This window comes from Bifidobacterium sp. ESL0825 (assembly GCF_052606465.1).
In genome coordinates this window covers 682,200-699,606 of the sequence record NZ_CP199589.1, presented here as the reverse complement: position 1 = coordinate 699,606, position 17,407 = coordinate 682,200, and the positions used below count along the sequence as shown (strand labels likewise).

Below are 17,407 nucleotides of genomic sequence, written 5' to 3'. Positions count from 1 at the left end.
AGCCTGGCATGTGGTCAAATGTGGACGGGATTGATGGTGTGCGCAAAGCGGGCGCTACATGCCGCCGACAGTTCCAGCGGCATGACTGCCCTGGGCCAGTTGGTTGAACAGGTCGGTGTTGCGGGCTTGATCCAGCAGGACGGTGGAACCGATGCCCCCGCCCGGATAGTAGTCGGGGTCTGTCCAGTAGACGCTTCCGGTGACCCCATTGCTGCTGCTGGCGCTGCGGAAGGCCAGGACCATGCGCACAAGGTCTATGGGGTTGGCCCGCTCATCCACCACCAGGGCATCCAGACCTGCCGAAAGGACCTTGCCGGCCCTGGACGGGTTGAGCATGACCGAAGGCTGCAGGGCCTTGGCGCTGATGGCTGAGATGGCCTGGCGCTGACGTTCGGCACGCCCAAAGTCTCCCTTGGGATCCGAGTAGCGCATGCGCGTGAAGGCCAGGGCCATGCCGCCGTCAGCCTGATGGCAGCCGCGGGACCATACCATGCCTGAGTTGGGGTCGTTGACGTCTGCGTCGTAGCAAAGCCTGACACCCCCCAGGGCGTCGACGACCTTGCTGAGGCCTCCGAAACGGATCAGGGCCACATGATCGACCTTATGGCCGGTGATGTCCTCGATCTGGCCGGTCAGGGCCCGGTAGCCCGATGTGTAGGCCACGGCGTTGATCTTCATGTAATCCCCGTCCTGCTTGACCAGGGAGTCTCGGGGAATTGAAATCAAGGAGGCGGCTCCGTGCCGGGGCTTGGTCAGCACCAGGATGGTGTCGGTGCGGAAGCCGGTGATGCTGGCATCCTGTCCGGCCCCGGGAGAACCGTCGCGCTGGTCCGATCCCAGCAGGAGCCAGGTGCTGGCTTCCGAGCCAGGGGCATCGGTCAGCATCTTGTCGCGGGTGAGCCTGCCATTGATCCAGAACCATCCCCCACCCGCCAGCACGACCAGCGCCAGCAGCAGAACCAGCAGCAGAATGGCCGCGAACCTGCGCAATGGGTGTCTGCGGACGAGGGCAGTGCCGTTCCGCATGTTCCGGTTGTTGTTGCGCCAGTCGTTTTTAACAGGTGCGGCTGCAGCCGCCGGCCTGGGTGTGGTTTTCGAGGAGCCGCTGGTGCGTCTGGCCTTCTGATGCCCGGCCCTGGAGGATGGGGAGAAGCTGGGAGGCGTCTGGCTTCGACCGTGTCGGGCCCCGGTGCTTGGGGCTCCGGGGTCGGCCGCCGGACGGTGATGCCCGGAGGGCATGAAGCTAGGAGGCTCCTGCCCTTGTCCGCCTTGGTCTGATCCAGTCCGCATACCCTTAACCTCCGTAGCTTTGGCCGACTAGGTCAGCAATAGCATGCCTGAACGACCCTAGGGGGTTCAATCGGCTATCTCTGCGCCGGAACCGCACAGACCGTAGCAAACAGGTAGCGGTCCGCCATGCCGATGTACTGTCCGGTATTTGCATCCTTGATGGTTCCGTCGTCCGGATCGACGGTCCCGCCCGTGTTCGGATCGATCAGGGTCTTGTCGGGCATGGTGATCAGTCCGGTGCGTGGATCGGGCTTGGGCGCAGCGGCATCGGACGCAGAGGGGGACTGGGCGCTGTTCCCTGCGTCAGGGCCGTTGCCTGCTGTCTGAGCGGCATCCTGGGCATCCTGACCATTGCCGGCCTGGCTGCCTGGTGAGGAGGCCGACTCTGCAGCCTCATTGGCCTGGGTCAAAGGCTTGCCCTCTCGCAGCAGGTGCCAGATGGTTTCGGCCTCGTCCGTCCATACCACCCGGTTGCTGTCCTGGGACCATTCTTCGACAGGTATGGTTCGGGCGTAGATATGCGTGGTGTCTATATGCTTGAGCGAATTGCCCAGGCCCAGCAGGGTCTGGAAGCTGCCCAGCCCTTCGCTCAGCTGCAGGGTGGACATGGAGGTGGTGGCCAGACGGTAGGCCTTGGGCAGATCGGAATAGATGTTGACGGCCTTGGCCTCGTTGACCAGGCTCTTGATCAGGTACTGCTGGCGGGTGGTGCGCATGATATCCGACCCGTCGGCGCCGGTTCCGTGGCGCATGCGAGCGTACTCGGTGGCCTGGGTTCCGTCCAGATGCTGCAGGCCGCGCTTCAGGTTGATGCCGGTGTAGCCGTCCCAGGTGTCCTTGGGGATGCACACGTCGACCCCGCCCAGGGCGTCGATGATGGACTTGAGGCCGTTGAAGTCAGCCACCACAAACTGCTGGATATCCAGGCCGGTCAGGGAGCGGACCGCCGCCATGGAGCAGCTGGCGGCCGAATTCGCATCGCCGCCCTGGTTGTAGCCCTCGGCGAAGATGGAGTTGAACATGACCTGGCGGCGGGCCGGGATGGTCTCCCCCTTGCTGGTGGTGCAGGCCGGGGCATTCACGATGGAGTCCCTGGGAATGGAGACCACATTCACATAGGAGCGGTCGGCGGCGATCTGGACCACCATGGCCGTATCCGATTGGTGGTTCTCCTCCAGGCCGTCGCCGCTGCCGCCCACCTCGGCATTGCCCTTGCCGTCGCGGGTGTCTTGGCCCAGCACCAGGACGTTCAGGGTTTTGCCCTTGTAGATGTCCTCCGGGGCCTTGTGGGTTTGAGCCAGGCTGACGGGCTCGAGCACGTGCATGTGACCGTTGATGTCGGTCCAGAAGGCCGCCACCGTCGAGGCCACGAAACAAAGAACGAAGGTAAGGGCCAGACAGATGCCCGTGCGCAGACGGTGGCTGCTGCGGAACCCGTCGCTGTGCTGGGGCTTGCCGTTCCTGCCCGCCTTGATGTTGGGCAGACCCATCTTTCTGGTTGGGGACGTCAATGGTATGCCTTCCTCATCGGCTGTCGCTGTAGGGGTCATTCCGGCGGGAAGGACCGGGATGGCGGCGAAGCGTGCTTGAACCAGTCATAGTATAGTCTGACCCCCATCCGCAGCTCCTCTTCGGGCGATATGGCTCCCTGCATGTGTTGCTCAGTTGCGCTGGCAGATATTTAGGGGTTGACAGATGACCCCTACAGCAGCTGTAATGAAAGTGTGTAAACACACTAGGGACTGGGGGGTCGCTATGAGTGGATTTGTTGACACTCGGTATAGCAGTACAACTAAAAACAGGCTGACGCCGCTGATGCAGTGGTTCGAAGTCAACGTCGGACCATCCTGGCGAAGCGAGGCGCTCTGCGCGCAGACCGACCCGGAAGCATTCTTCCCGGGCAAGGGAGGCTCCACCCAGGAGGCCAAGAGGGTCTGCGCCGACTGCACCGTCCGCAAGCAGTGCCTGGACTGGGCGGTCGAACACGACGAGCGCTTCGGCATCTGGGGCGGCATGAGTGAACGGGAGCGCCGCCGTTACAAGAAGAGGATGCGCGCACAGCGTCAAGTCTGAATCGCCGCGGATGCCCGAGCGAGGCATTCGGTGACCTGGTTTGCGTAGACTGGAACGCATGAGTTTCGTCGCGCCTCAAGCCCAGGATGTCCGGCAGGTCCTCTCTTCGGTCATGAACGAATGTTCACCCGCCGCCAGTCCTCATGTGGAGGATGCCGTGGCGGCGGTGATCACGGTTGAGCATGATCTGACCTATTTGCCGGACACCCTGCGTGCCCTCTTGCGGCAGAGCCTCTTGCCGCGGGTCCTGGTCATCGCGGACTGTTCGGGGTCCACCGCAGAGCCGCTCTATGCGCAGTTTCCGGTGGATGGGCCCGCGCGGGTGGAAGTGCAGGTGGTTCGCGCGCGAGGCGCCTCCTCTTTTGGCGATGCCTTGGACAAGGCGCTTGGCTATGCCCGCCTGCCTGGTCGGATCCGGGCTCTTTGGCTTCTGCACGACGACTGCCGTCCACTGGACAATCATTGCCTGGACGAGATGGTGGACACCTGGCACAGCAATCCCACTGCCTCCCTGCTGGGTGCCAAGCAGTATGACTGGCAGGGCGAGGGGCTGCGTGACGTGGGTCGTTACGCCTACCGTCACCGAACGGTGAGCCTGGTAGTGGACAGCGAGCCCGACCAGCAGCAGTATGACGCGCGTCAGGATGTCTTCGCGGTGAGCCTGGCCGGCGCCCTGGTGCCCATGCAGACCATGAAGGACTTGGACGGACCAGGCGCCTGGGCTGGCACTTTCGGCCAGTCCGACGATCTTTGCCGCCGTATCTGCCTGTCAGGGGGACGGGTGGTAATCGTGCCGGGAGCCCGGATGGCCCATGTCGGCGCCCGTATGAGCGGGTTGCGTGATCGGAACGGGCGGGCGGTGCAGCCCGACCGCCCCTTGGACGCCTCCATGGGTCCCATACTGGCCCGGGAACGCTACCTGCTGACTGATTTTGCCCTGCCCTGGTGGCCGCTGGTCTGGCTCTGGCGAGTTCTGGCGGCATTGTGGTTCATGGCGGTTGATCTTATCGGCAAACGGCCCTACAGGGCCCTCTGTCGGCTTTGCGCGCCTTGGCGGATTCTGGCCAACCCTGCATCCTTGTTCACGATGCGTCGCCGTCTGACCTCCGCCTGCCATGGCAGTCCCCGCCGGTTGGACATTCTTCAGGCCAACGGCCAGCAAATCCGGCAGTGGCGGCAGCGCAGGCAGGCCTTTCATGATCAGCGTGAGCATCCCATGCTCAGCCACCTGGCCCTGGCTCATCTGCGGCAGCAGTTCCTGCGTCGCATGGCCTGGGCTACAGGGATGACCCTAGCGGTCTTGGCGGCCTTTGTGGTCACCCATTGGCCCCTGTGTCGCGCTATCTTCTCGGGAGGGGCCATCCATGCGCCCTCCCTGCCCTCGTCAGGAGCCGATTGGTCCCAACTGCTGACGGCGGCCACCACCTCCTGGTCCCTGGCCGGAGGCGTTGGGCAGCCTGCAGTTCCTGCCCCCTTCCTCCTGGTGCTCCTGCCCTTCGCTCTGCTGACCGGCGGTCACGTAGCCCAAGCCATGGCCCTGATGCTCCTGGCGGAGACGGGACTGGCCGCTCTGTCGTTCTGGGCTCTGGCCGGCGTGGTCACCAGGTCCAATCCCGTCCGCGTCCTGCTGGGGTTGCTCTGGGCTTGTCTGGCATTCGCCCTGGGCATAGTGGATGGGCTGCAGCTGCCCATGCTGACGGTCATGGCCTTCATGCCTGCCGCCTTCGCCTTTGTTTTCAAAGCCGTGGGGCTGTATCAGACCGAGGCTCCCGTGCATCCCAAGGCTTCGGTGCAGCAGGCGGCTCTGGCCTCTATCTGCTTCCTGCCGGTCCTGGCTGCCGAACCTCAGCTCATGCTGGCCATGATTCCGCTCTTCATCATGGCGATCTGCCTGGTGCCCTCCCATCGGGTCATGCTGCTCCTGGTGCCGCTGCCCTCGGCGCTGGCCCTGGCGCCCACCCTGGTCAATTCCTTGCACCATGCTCATCAAGGGCTGTGGAGGCAGCTGTTCGCAGATCTGATGATCCCCTCGACGGGCCTGACCGGTCAGCCCGGAACCGGGAGCCTGGGGCAACTGCTGGCCCGCCTGCTGGACCTGGACGTTTCGGCCCAATGGCCCATCAGGTGGCGACCTGAGCTCTGGCGCCCGACCACCCTGGCCTGCGCTCTGCTGGTGGTGGCCCTGCTGGCCTTTATCGCCTTGGTTGTGCCTCGGGCGCTCAAGACTGCCAGGATTCTTTGGATTACCGTTCTGCTGGGCCTGATTCTGGCGCTGATCTCCCAGGCGGTCTGCACCGGCTTGGATGAGACCGGTCCAGTGGCCGGTTCGGTCCTGCCCGGCGTGATGCTTGCACTCATGGGACTGCTGGCTTGTCTGGGCCTCCTGGCTGGCAGGGCCGTCCGTCCCTTCTCGCCCCTTGCTCCCGGGCACGATCAGGTTCCAGACGGCGATGGTGATCGTCCGCCCCTGCCTCCTGCGCAGTCCTCTTCAACCTCTGCAGCTGCGGCTGATGGCGGAGGACGGATTGTCAGGCTCCTGCTGGGCCTGGTCCTGACCCTGGTCACGGCAGGCGTGGCGGCGGCTGGTCTGGCGGCGCCAGTCGGAGGGCCCCTGTCCGCTGATGACCGGCAGCTTCCGGCAGTGGCGGTGGACTATCTGAACAAGGATCCGTCCCACCGGGTGCTGGTGCTGACCTCGCCCTCACACGGCCGCGTGGCCTACACGGGTCTGCACACCTCACGAGGCGAGCTGATCGACGCCTCGCCTGCCCTGCGCGCCCAGATGGTGAACGGCGGGAAGATGGCCGGTCAGGATGTCCTCTCGCGTTCGGCGGCGGCTCTGATGGCCAATGCCGACTCCAAGGCTGTAGCGGCTGTATCCGGCCTGGGCTTCGGAGGAATCTACGTGCCTGCCGACCATTCTGGTGCCGGCGGCATGGGATCCACGCCCAACGATGACCTGGTGTCCAACATCACCGCCAGCGATGGCGCCCAGCAGGTGGCGACCAATGCCCAAGGAACCTATTTCCGTTTGAGCTCGCAATCCGGCAGGGATGTGGGGGTCAACATGGCCGGGGCCCGTCAGGCGGCGGCCAGCACCTGGAGGAGGGTCTGGCTCTGGACCCTGGGCTTGGTCCTGCTGGGATACTGCCTGGTGGCTCTGCCGCGTCCTGGCTACTTTGGAGGGGAGCAACTATGAGTGCACGAAGCAAGGGATCCCTGGTGGCTGCTCTGGTCACGGCGCCTCTGGTGGCGGTTTTGATTGCTGTTCTGACGGTATGGACGCCTCCGGCCTCCTTGGCCGACGGGGTCCAGGGCTCGACAGTCGTTGCCACCCGGGTCAGCCAACGTGAGGCAGCGTCCTACTGCCCGGCTCGAATGACGGTAGCGGATGAGGACAAGGTCGGCGATGACCAGTTCAAGGCCTCGGAGGGCGATCTGAGCGCCCGTGTCACAGCCGCCGCCTTTGGAGCCATCGGCAGTGCCAGCCTGACCCCGCTTGCAGGCGGGCGACGCACCATAATGACTGATCCCGATCCTGTGGACGGGCAGAAGGCGATGGCCGCCTCGCTCGATCCAGGCACCTCGGCCACTGCCTTCGATTCCCGGATGCTCAAGTCCCAGCCGGGCACAGGGGCTGCCGTCGGCATGGTCTCCTGGGCCACCAAGGGCGATCTGCGAGGGATCCAGGCGCTGGCCTGTCCCCGGGCCGCCATGGATGCCGACTTCCTGTTGCCCGCCACCGGCCGAGGGGCCGCACAGCGGCTGGTGGCCTACAACCCGTCATCCAAGGCTACGGTGATCAGTCTTGAGATCCAGGGTTCGCATTCCTCCGGCAACCTGTCCTTGGAGACCGGGAACACCATGACTGTGGCGCCTGGAGGCTATGCCTCATACGACCTGTCTGCGGCGGCTCCCGGACAGCAGGCCATCTATGTCCGGGCTCGCAGCTCCCAGGCGCCAGTGGCCATGTCGGTCTCGGTCAATGTCATGGCTGGACTCGATCCGCGCGGGTCGGATCAGGCAACCGCCTTGGCGGCGCCCGGCCATGATCTGGTTATTCCCGGCCTGCGCGGGGCAGACCAGGCCACTCTGCTTCTGCAGGGTTCCAAGGCCACTGCGGTGGAGCTTTCCTGGATGGATGAAGACGGTCGGGAATCCCTGCGGCGGGTGGATTTGCAGGGTTCCAGGGCCACTGCGGTGGACTTGGGCGGCGTGCCTGACGGCAAGCTGGCTCTGCAGGTGCATGCCGACCAGCCTGTCCGAGCGGTCCTGCAGGTGACCGGCCAAGGCAGCCAGGACCAGTCGCAGTCCGACCTGGCCCTGATTCCTGCGGGTGCTGCTGCCGCCTCCTCGGCCCTGACCATATCCCAGCCTGCCCAGGCTGCACTGACCCTGGTCAACCCATCGACGGATCCGATCAAGGCCGAACTGGTCGGGTTCGACGAGAAGGGCAAAAAATTGGATGAGCGCTCGCTGACGGTTGAGCCGGGTCGGGCCCATGAGCTTTCAGCCCGCGATCTGGGCGACCAGGTGGCCGCCGTGCGGCTGAACGAGGATTCCGGGCATGGCTCCTCCCGGCTGATCTGGAATGCCCGCCTGAGCGTGGACGCGGTCAACCAGGCTGGTCTGGCCGGTCTGGCGGTCATGGCTCCTGACGGGCTCATGCCTGCCACCACGCTGATCCGCTCCGGCCCCGACTTCACTGCCCTGCCCTGAACGTCTCCTGTCAGCGTCCCCACATGGGGTCGATTTCCTCGGGGTCGCGCCCGTAAAGGTCTGCCAGCTGCAGGACCAGTTCGTCGCGGATCATCAGCTCCAGCTCGGTGCGGTCTCGGGTCTTGCTCTGGATGGGCAGCCGGTAGAGGACGATTCTGGCGGGGATGCCGCGGCCTGCCGGGAAACTGCGTGAGAAGAGGTCCGCCCTGTCCTCCCAGGGGGTGGGGTCGGAGGGCGGCACGTCCTCGACCGCGAATTGAACGGGCTTGACCAGCTGGGGCCAGCCGGCTCCCAGCCGCCGGATCTGGGCCGCGGTCAGATCGTCGAAGATCCCGCATCTGGTGCGATAGCGGGGCAGGCGGGTGCCGAAGGTGGGCCGACGAATCCCGCGGCCATGACTGTCCCGATAGACGCTGCGGGACCAAGGCGGCTGATCGTTGATCATGACACTCACCATAGCCCCTCAATCCAGTGGCAGTTTCGATTCAGGGTGTCTTGTAGCATGGAGCGATGATCGACAAGCGGATGGGAGCAATCATGGCGGAGGACGGTGCGGTGAACGTTGCCTGGTGGGGCAGCCAAGACATAGGGTCCATCTGCGCACGGGCACGGGTGCTGGCCTTCGATCTGGACAATACCCTGGCGCTGTCCAAGACCCGCATGGATCAGACCATGGCCGTCCATTTCGCCGCCCTGACCCGGCTTCGGCCCGTAGCCATCGTCTCTGGCGGGCGGTTCAGCCAGTTCCGCGACCAGGTGCTGGATGCCCTGCCTGACGATACCCGTTTCGGCCAACTGCATCTGATGCCCACCAGCGGCACCCGCTACTACCGCTGGCAGGATGGAAGCTGGGATTGCGTCTACGCCCACGACCTGAGCGCCCAGGACCGGCAGGCCGCCGAGGCCAGCCTGGAGCGCAGGGCCAAGCAGCTGGGCGACTGGGAGGAGCAGGTCTGGGGGCCGCGCATCGAGGATCGTGGCAGCCAGATAACCTTCTCCGCCCTGGGTCAGCAGGCCCCCGTAGAAGCCAAGGAGGCCTGGGATCCGGACAACAGCCGCAAGGACGCCCTGGCCCGGGCCGTGGCCGCTGATCTGCCCAACCTGCAGGTGCGCTCCGGCGGCTCCACCAGCGTGGACATCTCGGCCAAGGGCATTGACAAGGCCTACGCCGTGACCTCCCTGGCCAGGATACTGGGTGTGGATGTCGGCGATATCGCCTTCGTGGGCGACCGGATGGATCCTGACGGCAACGACTATCCGGCGGCCCTGGCCGGGGCCATGGCTCTGCGGGTGCACAATCCTGCTGATGCCCTGGACCTGATTCAGGCCATGGAGGCCGATCTGGTCTGAACCTGTCCGCAGACAATTCTGTGAACAGACAGCCTGTTCATGCACATGGATCTGATCTGCTTGCCTATCCTCTGTGTATTGGGGTTGGCTGGGCGGTATGCGCAACCCTTCATTGGCATTTGATCGACTCCGACAGGCCGCTTGTGCTGTCGCCTCGGCCTTGGCGGGCTCGGCCCTGGACCTGCTGGCTCCTCGAGCCTGCGCCGGCTGCGGCCGCCCTGACCTTCTGCTCTGCCCCAGTTGCAGATCCCTGCTCTTCCGGCCCCTGTCGGTGCCTGCGCCCGCCTATGCCGTAGGTCTGGCCCTGGCCTGCGCGCCCTATCGAGGACCTGTCAGACGGGTCATTCTGGCCTGGAAGGACCATGACAACCGGCCCTTGGACAGGCCGCTGGGCCAGGTCATGGCCGATCTGGCTCCAGCCCTGTCCAGGCTGATCGATCCTCTGCTCCGGCCCAAGCCTGCCAGGGCCATTCTGGTGGTTCCCGCCCCCTCCTCGTCCTCATCCCTGCGAAGGCGGGGGAGGGTTCATCTGCAGCCGATCCTCCTGTCTCTGGTCCAGGCCCTGCAGCGGCAGGGCCTGACCGCCCGTGTGGAATCTGCTCTGATCATGAACTCCGTCAGGACCAAGTCTGTCCAAGCGGGCGGCCGTCGGAACCGTTCGCGTCGGCTGGCAGGCCGGATCGCGGTTGCGGATCCCTCACGGCTGTCCGGTCATCCTGTCTTGGTGGTGGACGACATCATCACCACGGGATCCACCATCCGCCAGTGCGCCCGTGCCCTGGAGACTGCGGGTGCCCTGCCTCTGGCTGCCCTGGCTCTGGCGGCTGTTCCTCCAGGCTATGAGGGCCTCTAACGGGCCTGTGCTACGGCCATCTCGTCCCAGCGGGTGGTGGCCCTGGGGGAGAGCATGCCCCGGTTCATGGCCCAATCGGCCCCCGTATCCTCGTCGCCCCGGCCCTGGCCGCGGATGCCTCCGTAGCCTACGCCCACGCGGAAGGGGCCGAAACGACGGGTGGCGTCCTCCAGGACGTCCCCCAGTCCATGGGTGTCCCGGGCTGCATCCAGTCCTTCCAAGGTGTGGAAGTGGTCGGCATCGGTCAGGTCCAGCAGAACCACCCCGGCCCGGATCCAGCGGGCGTGAGGATCCACTCGGCCCTTGAGCGCCCGGCTGGCTGCGCCGGCGATGACCAGCGGGTCGTCGCTGGGATCCTCCAGGACGACGGTCCGGCCAGCTGAGCAGAACTGCTGGGGCGCATAGGGGCTGGTGGAGCAGAAGACCCGCACCCTGCCGCACAGGCCGTGCTGTCGACGCAGGCGGCGGCAGGCCTTCTGGGCGTAGATGCTCAGCGCCTGGGCCAGGGTGGCGTAGCCCTCTATGGGGTGGGAGAACATGCGCGAGCACAGAATCTGATCGGTGCGCACGCCCCTGGCGGCATCCGCCTCGGGCTCGATGCAGGGTCGCCCCCTCAACTCCAGGACGGTGCGCTGCAGCATGACGGAGAACCGATGCCGGATCAGGGAGGGATCGGCATCGCGCAGGTCCAGGGCGGTGGTGATGCCCATGCCCATGAGCCTGCCGGTCAGCCGCCGGCCCACTCCCCAGACCTGGTCGATGGGCACTGATGCCAGAGCCTGGTCGCCATACTGGGACTCCACCTGGCTCCAGAGGGTGATCCCCTCGGTCGAGGGATGGTCCTTGGCCCAGTGGTTGGCCACCTTGGCCAGGGTCTTGGTAGGCGCCACACCCACGCTGACGGGAATGCCGGTGCATCGCAGGACCGCGGCGCGCAGCTCCCGGCAGATCTCGACGGTGCGCTTGTCGTTCCAGATGCTGTCCATGAAGCACTCGTCGATGGAGTAGATCTCCTGGTTGGGCAGGAAATGGGCCATGATGGCCATCATGCGCCTTGAGAGGCTGGCATAGAGCTCATAGTTGGAGCTGCGGGCCACCACCCCGTCCTGCAGGGCCCGGTCGCGAATGGTGAACCAGGGTGTGCCGTTGGTGATGCCCAGGGCCTTGGCCGGGCGGTTGCGGGCCACCACGCAGCCGTCGTTGTTGGACAGCACAACCACCGGGCGATCCGCCAGGGAGGGGTCGAAGACGGCCTCACATGAGGCAAAGAAAGAGTTGGCATCAGCCAGGACCACCCGGCCTGTCAGAGCGGTCCCGGATGCCGGCTGGGCCGGTCTCTGCGCGCTCATGCCGACCCCCAGCCCGTGGAAGGATAGGCGGGTTTCCGGCCCTGGCTTCCCGTGCGCCTGCGTCCGTGCGGGGTATGTCCGGGATAGGTGACCTGGGGCAGGGGAGAGCCGCTCCTGGATTCGCCCTTGGTATCCACCCGCTGCCAGTGGTAGTTGCCGATGACCACCCCCCAGATGACCAGTTCCTCGCCCTCCTGGGGCAGGAAGTCGGGGTAGGCGGGGTTCTCGGCCCGCAGCATGGTCCGTCCCTTGCGCCTGGCCAGCCGTTTGACCAGCAGCTCGTCGTCCAGGATGGCGATGACGATGTCCCCCTCGCGTGGCTCCAGTGACCGGTCGACCACCAACAGGTCCCCATCGAAGATGCCGGCTCCGGTCATGGAATCGCCGGCCACATGGATGATGAAGGTGGAGTCGGGGTGGACGATGACGTTCTGGTCGAAGCTGAAGTCGCCGCTGAAGTAGTCCTGGGCCACTGAGGGGAAGCCGGCGTGGACGGCCTCCAGGGCCTGCGGGACAGGGCTGGGGTGCCCTTGGAAGGGACTCAGGGCATCGACCCGGCACTCCGGCAGGGAAGCAGGGGCCGCCTCCGGCGACCCATGGATGGTAGCGACCATGACACACCTCGAACTCGATGGCATTCGAACAAATGTTCGATTTCATTATGAGCCGAAGTGCGCCTCCCCGTCAATGCGGCGCGTCGGGCCCACCGGAGCCGTCCCCGTCCCCCTCGTCCTCGTCGGGGTCGCGGTGATATCTGGGCAGGGTGATCTCGAAGTCCGCTCCGCGCGGATCGTCCACCACCTGCACCTGGCCTCCATGCAACTGGGCCGCCCAGCGGGCGATGGACAGCCCCAGCCCGGTGCCGCCTGACTCCGTGCCCGGGCCGGCCTTGCCCTTGACGAAGCGCCGGAAGATATCGGTGCGGGCCTCGGGGGGTATCTGCGAGCCGAAGTTGACCACGTTGGTGACTATGGTCTCCTGCTGCCGGTCCTCGTGGGCCTGGATCAGCACCGTGGTGCCGTCGGCCGAGTGCTTCAGGGCGTTGCTGATGACGTTGGTGAAGAGCTGGCGCAGCCGATCCTGGTCGCCCTCCATTCTCAGGCCCTTCTCCAGATCCACCTGGATGTCATGGGCATGCCCGGCGTCGGCTATGGCCAGGGGCTGGAGGGTCTCGTCGATGAAGTCGCCGAAGTCGAAGTCCTCGATCTGCAGGCTGGCGGCTCCGGCCTCCATCCTCGACAGATCCAGCAGGAAGGCGATCAGGTCGGACAGGCGGTGGGTCTGCTCCAGGATCCCCTCCAGGTTGGCTGGCGTGGGCTCGGTCACCCCGTCCGCCATGTTCTCCACCATGGCCTGCAGGGCCGAGACGGGGGTGCGCAGCTCGTGGCTGACATTGGCCACCATGTCCCGGCGCATCTGGTCGGCGTGCTGGAGCTCCTCGGCCATCTCGTTGAAGGACTGGGCCAGGAGCCCCACCTCGTCATGGCTGGTCGTGGTGGCGTGGACCCGGACCGTGTAGTCCCCGTCGGCCATGGCCTCGGCCGCATCCCGCATCTGCCGCAGGGGAGCGGTGAGCCCTCGGGAGAAGAAGTAGGTGATCCCCAGGGCCACCACCAGGGTCAGCGGCATGGCGATCCAGCCGCTCCAGCCCATCTTCAGCAGGAACCAGGCCATGACGAAGGCGATGGCTGTGGAGATGATGATCAGGACGCTCAGCTCCACCTTCAATGAGGCGAAGGATCCAATGGGCCGTTCCCGGTCCACACGCGCACTCAGACCGGGCCCCTTGCGCCGGCTTCTGCCGTCCTTGCTCATAGCGTGCATCCGCGGCTGCTACCGCTGGTCCTGTTCCTGATCCTCGGGTGGCTCGAAGGCGTAGCCCACGCCATGCACGGTGCGGATCATCTGCGAGCCCAGCTTGTGGCGCAGGGCCTTGACGTGGGAGTCCACCGTCCTGGTGCCCGAGGCATCCACCCAGTCCCAGACCTCCTCCAACAGCTTCTCGCGGGTGAGCACGGACTTGGGCCGGCGGGCCAGCGTGGCCAGCAGGTCGAATTCGGTGGGTGTCAGGTGAATCTGCTCCCCGCGCAGGGTCACGATGCGCTGGGCCGGGTCGATGACCAGGGATCCGAAGTCCAGCACCTTCTCGTTCTCGGAGTTCTTGGCGATGACCTTGGCCCGCTCCACCCGGCGCAGGAGGGCCTTGCAGCGGGCGATCAGCTCGCGCATGGAGAAGGGCTTGGTCATGTAGTCGTCGGCTCCGGCGCCCAGACCGGTCACCTTGTCGGCCTCGTCGTCCCTGGCGGTCAGAATCAGCACCGGCACCGGCCGCTCGGCCACGATCCGCTTGGTGGCCTCCAGCCCGTCCATGACGGGCAGCATGATGTCCATGATGACCAGATCGGGCTTGATCTGGGAAGCGGCCTGCACGGCGCTGGCACCGTCCGATGCCACCCGGGCCGTCCACCCTTCGGCGGTGATGCGCTGGGCTATGGCAGTGGCCAGGGTGGGTTCGTCCTCAACCACCAGGATGGTGCTGGGTGTAGTGTAGCGGCTTGTGTTTCTGATCATGCCTACCTCTGTTTTCGATCACTGATCCGCAAAACGATGCTCGTCATGCGGGGTGGAGCCTTGTCGGCATTCGTTCCACCACCGTCGTTTCTTCCAGAATAGTCTTCAGAGCCTCCAGGGGAAGTGTGCTCGCGGAGAATCGCGTCGTCCCAGGGCGCCCGTCAGCAAGTCCATGCGCAATGGCATTATTATATGGTATTTTCTCGACTCGTTCTGGAGGGCATATGGGTTACAAGGTCGGTGACATGGTCGTCTATCCGCGTCATGGGGCCGCCAGGGTGGACGCCATCACCGAACGGACCGTCAAGGGCGTCACCCGCAAGTACCTGCAGCTGTCCGTGCTCTCTTCGGACGGACTGGTCATCAACGTCCCCGTCGAGAACGCGGCCAAGGTGGGCGTCAGGGACATCGTCGACGCCAAGGCGGTGGCCAAGGTCTTCGAGATCCTGCGCACCCCGGTGGTCGAGGAGAAGGAGATGAACTGGTCGCGCCGCTACAAGCTGAATGTGGAGAAGATCGCCACCGGCGAGGTCAACAAGATCGCCGAGGTGGTGCGCGACCTCTCCCAGCGCGACGTGGACGAGCACGGGCTGTCGGCAGGCGAGAAGCGGATGCTGATCAAGGCCCGCAAGATCCTGACCTCCGAGATCGCCCTGTCCGAGAAGCTGGATGAGGACGAGGCCCAGCGCCTGCTGGATGTCAACCTGGGCTATGCGGAGCCCATGCCCGGCGACGACAAGCACCATACCAAGTCCCCCAAGGAGCCGGCTTCCAAGACCCTGGCACGGGTGGCCCAGGAGGCCGCCAAGACCAAGGGCAAGGGCAAGACCAAGGCCAAGCGCTGAGACTGGAGCCGGTCATGGGCCATCCAAGCATTGGACTGGGCTTTGACGCCCATCGCTTCGACCCGACCGGCGGGCGTCCCCTCTGGCTGGCCTGTCTGTCCTGGAATGACGGAACCCCCGGACTGCTGGGCGATTCTGACGGCGATGCAGCCGCCCATGCCCTGATCGATGCCATCCTGTCAGCCGCCGATCTGGGCGATATCGGCACCCTGTTCGGCCTGGGAGCGCAGGCCCCTGGAGCGGGCATGCATGGGTCGGCCATGCTGGAGAAGACCATGGACTGTCTGCATGAGCACGGTCGCAGGCTGCTCAACGCCTCCCTGGTCATCGTCGGCCAGCGCCCCAGAATTTCCTCGCGTCGTCACCTGGCCCAGCAGGCCATGAGCCAGGCTGTCGGGGCACCGGTTCGGCTGACTGCCACCACCACTGACGGCATGGGCTTTGCCGGTCACAACGAGGGCATCGCCGTCATGGCCGCCGCCCTGGTGGACTGACCGGCATCAGGCGCGCAGGGCCGCCCATCCCTTGGCCAGAGCCCAGAAGAGGGTGGACAGGGTCACGATGACGAAGCTGGGAGGGGCCGGCACCATGGCCGAGATCACCAGGCCTCCCCAGATTGAAGCCAGGCAGATCAATCCTGATAGAAGCATGGCCCGCAGGGGAGAGGCCACCAGGATGTTGGCCGTGGCCGCCGGGGTGACGACCAGAGCGAAGATGAGCAGGGTCCCCACTGCCGGCACGGCGATGGTGATGACGCCGGCCATGATGGCCATGAAGGTCAGGTTCATCAGCCCGATGGGCACGCCGCGAGCCTGGGCCACCTGCTCATCCAGGGAGCTGAAGAGCAGGGGCCGGTAGATCAGGGCCAGCAGGATCAGCAGGATCGCATCGAAGATGATGAAGCCGACGACCTGGCCCCGGGTGATGGTCAGGATGGATCCGAAGAGGATGGCCTGCATCTGCTGGGAGGCCGAGCTGGACATCCTGGCGAAGAAGAGCCCCAGGCCGGTGGCGAAGGCCAGGACCGTGCCCGTGGCGATCTCCCTCTGGGAGGCCCGCTTGCCCAGGGCTCCGATGACCAGCGCCCCGCCCAGGGCGAACAGGCCCATGCCGGCAGAGACCGGCAGCCCCAGCAGGACGGCCCCCGTGGCACCGGGCAGGCCGATGTGGGCCAGGGCGTGGGCGGCGAAGGTGGAGTGTCTGGCGATGGTGAAGTAGCCCATGGCTCCGGCGGCCACGGCGATGCACAATCCGGCCACCATGGCATTGCGCATGAAGGGGGCGGCGAGAATCTCCGTCCAATGGGGGTCGAAGACTGGCGTGGTCATGAGTTCCTTTCCCGGTCCGTCCCGTGCAGGCGGGCCACCTGGCTGGGTTGGTAGCGATTGTGGACGGGCCCGATCGGCTCGTCCATGTCGGGGGCCACGAACATGTCCCCCTGGGGAGTGGTGACCACCTCCACCTTGGTGCCGTAGAGGTGGGTGAGCAGGTCCGAGTCCAGCACGTCGTCCATGCGGGCGTAATGAGGGTGCCCGTCCAGCAGGTAGACCGCCCCGGTCAGCACAGGCAGCAGCATGTTCAGGTCGTGGGCCACCACCTGGATGGACATGCCCAGACGGCTGTTGAGCTGCGCCAGCAGGTGGACGGTGGCGCGCTGCCCGGCCAGGTCCAGATTGGCCAGGGGCTCGTCGAGCATGAGCAGATCAGGATCGCAGACCAGGGCCTGGGCGATGGCCACCCGCTGCCGCAGGCCGCCGGAGAGCTGGGAAAGGCGCAGGTGGGCCCTGTCCTCAACGCCGACGAAGCGCATGGCCTCTCTGGCGCGCTCGCGGTCCTGCCGGGTGACGGGGTGAATGCCGAACCGGGTGCCGGTCAGCCCCAGCAGGACGGATTGTTCGGCCGTAAGGTTGGAGTCGATGTCCGAGGTGTAGCTCTGGGGTACGTATCCAATGCGGTCGTTGGCCTGGCCGGCCGGCTGCCCAAGGACCCGCAGGCTGCCGGCGTCCAGGGGGAGCAGGCCCAGCTCGGCCTGCATCATGCTGGTCTTGCCCGTGCCGTTGGTGCCCACGATGGCCGTCACGGTCCCCGAGGGAATGGTGAAGGTCCCCTCCGACCAGATCAGCCGCCCGGAACGGCGGATGGCGGCATGGTCGAAGACGATGCAGGCCTGCGTGGATGTTCTATCCGTGTCCGTATCCATGGCTTCCTTTCCTGCACGGGCTCAAAATGGTGAACCTGCTCTTATTGAGCATGATTCTCATTATCGCTGGGGAGGGGACAGCACGCAACTTCAGCAGTCGAGTCCTCCCAGACCGGCCAATGGACGCTGGTCCCGTCCGGGGAGGAATCTGCGCTAA

16 protein-coding genes are annotated in these 17,407 nt (G+C 65.6%); 7 read left to right on the top strand and 9 right to left on the bottom strand.

Going from position 1 to position 17,407, the window contains the following annotated elements:
- Positions 1 to 54: 54 nt before the first annotated feature.
- Together ACUIAG_RS03075 and ACUIAG_RS03070 are read right to left on the bottom strand one after the other, a co-directional pair.
- Positions 55 to 1,290: an LCP family protein gene (locus tag ACUIAG_RS03075; protein WP_445340130.1), complete on the bottom strand. Its 1,236-nt coding sequence runs from the start codon at positions 1,288 to 1,290 to the stop codon at positions 55 to 57.
- Between the two features lie 74 nt (positions 1,291 to 1,364).
- Positions 1,365 to 2,801: an LCP family glycopolymer transferase gene (locus ACUIAG_RS03070; RefSeq protein WP_445340129.1), complete on the bottom strand. Its 1,437-nt coding sequence runs from the start codon at positions 2,799 to 2,801 to the stop codon at positions 1,365 to 1,367.
- Positions 2,802 to 3,105: 304 nt separating this feature from the next.
- On the opposite strand from ACUIAG_RS03070, the gene ACUIAG_RS03065 reads away from it, so the two are divergent.
- Genes ACUIAG_RS03065 through ACUIAG_RS03055 form a run of 3 tightly spaced genes read left to right on the top strand, consistent with a single transcriptional unit; the run spans position 3,106 to position 8,082 of the window.
- A complete protein-coding gene (locus ACUIAG_RS03065) occupies positions 3,106 to 3,363 on the top strand; it encodes a WhiB family transcriptional regulator (RefSeq protein ID WP_029676165.1) in 258 nt (85 codons plus the stop codon).
- A 58-nt stretch (positions 3,364 to 3,421) separates the two neighbouring features.
- Entirely contained in the window at positions 3,422 to 6,562 is a 3,141-nt protein-coding gene (locus tag ACUIAG_RS03060) for a glycosyltransferase (protein ID WP_445340128.1), read from the top strand.
- The gene (locus ACUIAG_RS03055) at positions 6,559 to 8,082 is read left to right on the top strand and encodes a DUF5719 family protein (protein ID WP_445340127.1); all 1,524 of its coding nucleotides are present in this window, start codon (positions 6,559 to 6,561) and stop codon (positions 8,080 to 8,082) included. Before ACUIAG_RS03060 ends, ACUIAG_RS03055 begins: the two co-directional genes overlap by 4 nt.
- Positions 8,083 to 8,092: 10 nt before the next feature.
- On the opposite strand, the gene ACUIAG_RS03050 is transcribed toward ACUIAG_RS03055, so the two are convergent.
- Positions 8,093 to 8,527 carry a metallopeptidase family protein gene (locus ACUIAG_RS03050; protein ID WP_144085692.1) on the bottom strand — a complete coding sequence of 145 codons (435 nt, stop codon included), beginning with the start codon at positions 8,525 to 8,527 and terminating at the stop codon, positions 8,093 to 8,095.
- A gap of 92 nt (positions 8,528 to 8,619) precedes the next feature.
- Here ACUIAG_RS03050 and ACUIAG_RS03045 point away from each other — a divergent pair, with 92 nt between their 5' ends.
- Together ACUIAG_RS03045 and ACUIAG_RS03040 are read left to right on the top strand one after the other, a co-directional pair.
- A complete protein-coding gene (locus tag ACUIAG_RS03045) occupies positions 8,620 to 9,432 on the top strand; it encodes an HAD-IIB family hydrolase (RefSeq protein ID WP_101432790.1) in 813 nt (270 codons plus the stop codon).
- A 97-nt stretch (positions 9,433 to 9,529) separates the two neighbouring features.
- The gene (locus ACUIAG_RS03040; RefSeq protein WP_445340126.1) at positions 9,530 to 10,285 is read left to right on the top strand and encodes a ComF family protein; all 756 of its coding nucleotides are present in this window, start codon (positions 9,530 to 9,532) and stop codon (positions 10,283 to 10,285) included.
- On the opposite strand, the gene ACUIAG_RS03035 is transcribed toward ACUIAG_RS03040, so the two are convergent.
- The 4 genes from ACUIAG_RS03035 to ACUIAG_RS03020 all read right to left on the bottom strand — a co-directional run bounded on the left by ACUIAG_RS03035 (position 10,282) and on the right by ACUIAG_RS03020 (position 14,205).
- The gene (locus tag ACUIAG_RS03035) at positions 10,282 to 11,634 is read right to left on the bottom strand and encodes a Y-family DNA polymerase (RefSeq protein ID WP_445340125.1); all 1,353 of its coding nucleotides are present in this window, start codon (positions 11,632 to 11,634) and stop codon (positions 10,282 to 10,284) included. The two genes, ACUIAG_RS03040 and ACUIAG_RS03035, sit on opposite strands and share 4 nt — an antisense overlap.
- Entirely contained in the window at positions 11,631 to 12,248 is a 618-nt protein-coding gene (locus ACUIAG_RS03030) for a LexA family protein (protein WP_445340124.1), read from the bottom strand. Before ACUIAG_RS03030 ends, ACUIAG_RS03035 begins: the two co-directional genes overlap by 4 nt.
- 70 nt (positions 12,249 to 12,318) lie before the next feature.
- Positions 12,319 to 13,458, bottom strand: coding sequence for a sensor histidine kinase (locus tag ACUIAG_RS03025; RefSeq protein ID WP_445340123.1), 1,140 nt, complete (start codon positions 13,456 to 13,458; stop codon positions 12,319 to 12,321).
- Positions 13,459 to 13,467: 9 nt separating this feature from the next.
- A complete protein-coding gene (locus ACUIAG_RS03020) occupies positions 13,468 to 14,205 on the bottom strand; it encodes a response regulator transcription factor (protein ID WP_045924564.1) in 738 nt (245 codons plus the stop codon).
- 224 nt (positions 14,206 to 14,429) lie between these two features.
- Between ACUIAG_RS03020 and ACUIAG_RS03015 the strand changes: the two genes are divergently transcribed.
- Positions 14,430 to 15,050 carry a CarD family transcriptional regulator gene (locus ACUIAG_RS03015; protein WP_024627346.1) on the top strand — a complete coding sequence of 207 codons (621 nt, stop codon included), beginning with the start codon at positions 14,430 to 14,432 and terminating at the stop codon, positions 15,048 to 15,050.
- Positions 15,051 to 15,064: 14 nt separating this feature from the next.
- Positions 15,065 to 15,544 carry a 2-C-methyl-D-erythritol 2,4-cyclodiphosphate synthase gene (locus tag ACUIAG_RS03010; protein WP_313839621.1) on the top strand — a complete coding sequence of 160 codons (480 nt, stop codon included), beginning with the start codon at positions 15,065 to 15,067 and terminating at the stop codon, positions 15,542 to 15,544.
- A gap of 6 nt (positions 15,545 to 15,550) precedes the next feature.
- On the opposite strand, the gene ACUIAG_RS03005 is transcribed toward ACUIAG_RS03010, so the two are convergent.
- Both ACUIAG_RS03005 and ACUIAG_RS03000 read right to left on the bottom strand, forming a co-directional pair.
- Positions 15,551 to 16,378 carry a metal ABC transporter permease gene (locus ACUIAG_RS03005; RefSeq protein ID WP_045924561.1) on the bottom strand — a complete coding sequence of 276 codons (828 nt, stop codon included), beginning with the start codon at positions 16,376 to 16,378 and terminating at the stop codon, positions 15,551 to 15,553.
- A complete protein-coding gene (locus ACUIAG_RS03000) occupies positions 16,375 to 17,250 on the bottom strand; it encodes an ABC transporter ATP-binding protein (protein WP_445340122.1) in 876 nt (291 codons plus the stop codon). Before ACUIAG_RS03000 ends, ACUIAG_RS03005 begins: the two co-directional genes overlap by 4 nt.
- Positions 17,251 to 17,407 lie beyond the last annotated feature (157 nt).

Coding starts and splice junctions, on each gene's coding strand:
- ACUIAG_RS03060 (WP_445340128.1), top strand. CDS start 3,422: ATGAGTTTCGTCGCGCCTCAAGCCCAGGATGTCCGGCAGGTCCTCTCT.
- ACUIAG_RS03035 (WP_445340125.1), bottom strand. CDS start 11,634: ATGAGCGCGCAGAGACCGGCCCAGCCGGCATCCGGGACCGCTCTGACA.
- ACUIAG_RS03065 (WP_029676165.1), top strand. CDS start 3,106: ATGCAGTGGTTCGAAGTCAACGTCGGACCATCCTGGCGAAGCGAGGCG.
- ACUIAG_RS03025 (WP_445340123.1), bottom strand. CDS start 13,458: ATGCACGCTATGAGCAAGGACGGCAGAAGCCGGCGCAAGGGGCCCGGT.
- ACUIAG_RS03075 (WP_445340130.1), bottom strand. CDS start 1,290: ATGCGGACTGGATCAGACCAAGGCGGACAAGGGCAGGAGCCTCCTAGC.
- ACUIAG_RS03030 (WP_445340124.1), bottom strand. CDS start 12,248: ATGGTCGCTACCATCCATGGGTCGCCGGAGGCGGCCCCTGCTTCCCTG.
- ACUIAG_RS03050 (WP_144085692.1), bottom strand. CDS start 8,527: ATGATCAACGATCAGCCGCCTTGGTCCCGCAGCGTCTATCGGGACAGT.
- ACUIAG_RS03045 (WP_101432790.1), top strand. CDS start 8,620: ATGGCGGAGGACGGTGCGGTGAACGTTGCCTGGTGGGGCAGCCAAGAC.
- ACUIAG_RS03000 (WP_445340122.1), bottom strand. CDS start 17,250: ATGGATACGGACACGGATAGAACATCCACGCAGGCCTGCATCGTCTTC.
- ACUIAG_RS03040 (WP_445340126.1), top strand. CDS start 9,530: ATGCGCAACCCTTCATTGGCATTTGATCGACTCCGACAGGCCGCTTGT.
- ACUIAG_RS03055 (WP_445340127.1), top strand. CDS start 6,559: ATGAGTGCACGAAGCAAGGGATCCCTGGTGGCTGCTCTGGTCACGGCG.
- ACUIAG_RS03005 (WP_045924561.1), bottom strand. CDS start 16,378: ATGACCACGCCAGTCTTCGACCCCCATTGGACGGAGATTCTCGCCGCC.
- ACUIAG_RS03015 (WP_024627346.1), top strand. CDS start 14,430: ATGGGTTACAAGGTCGGTGACATGGTCGTCTATCCGCGTCATGGGGCC.
- ACUIAG_RS03010 (WP_313839621.1), top strand. CDS start 15,065: ATGGGCCATCCAAGCATTGGACTGGGCTTTGACGCCCATCGCTTCGAC.
- ACUIAG_RS03020 (WP_045924564.1), bottom strand. CDS start 14,205: ATGATCAGAAACACAAGCCGCTACACTACACCCAGCACCATCCTGGTG.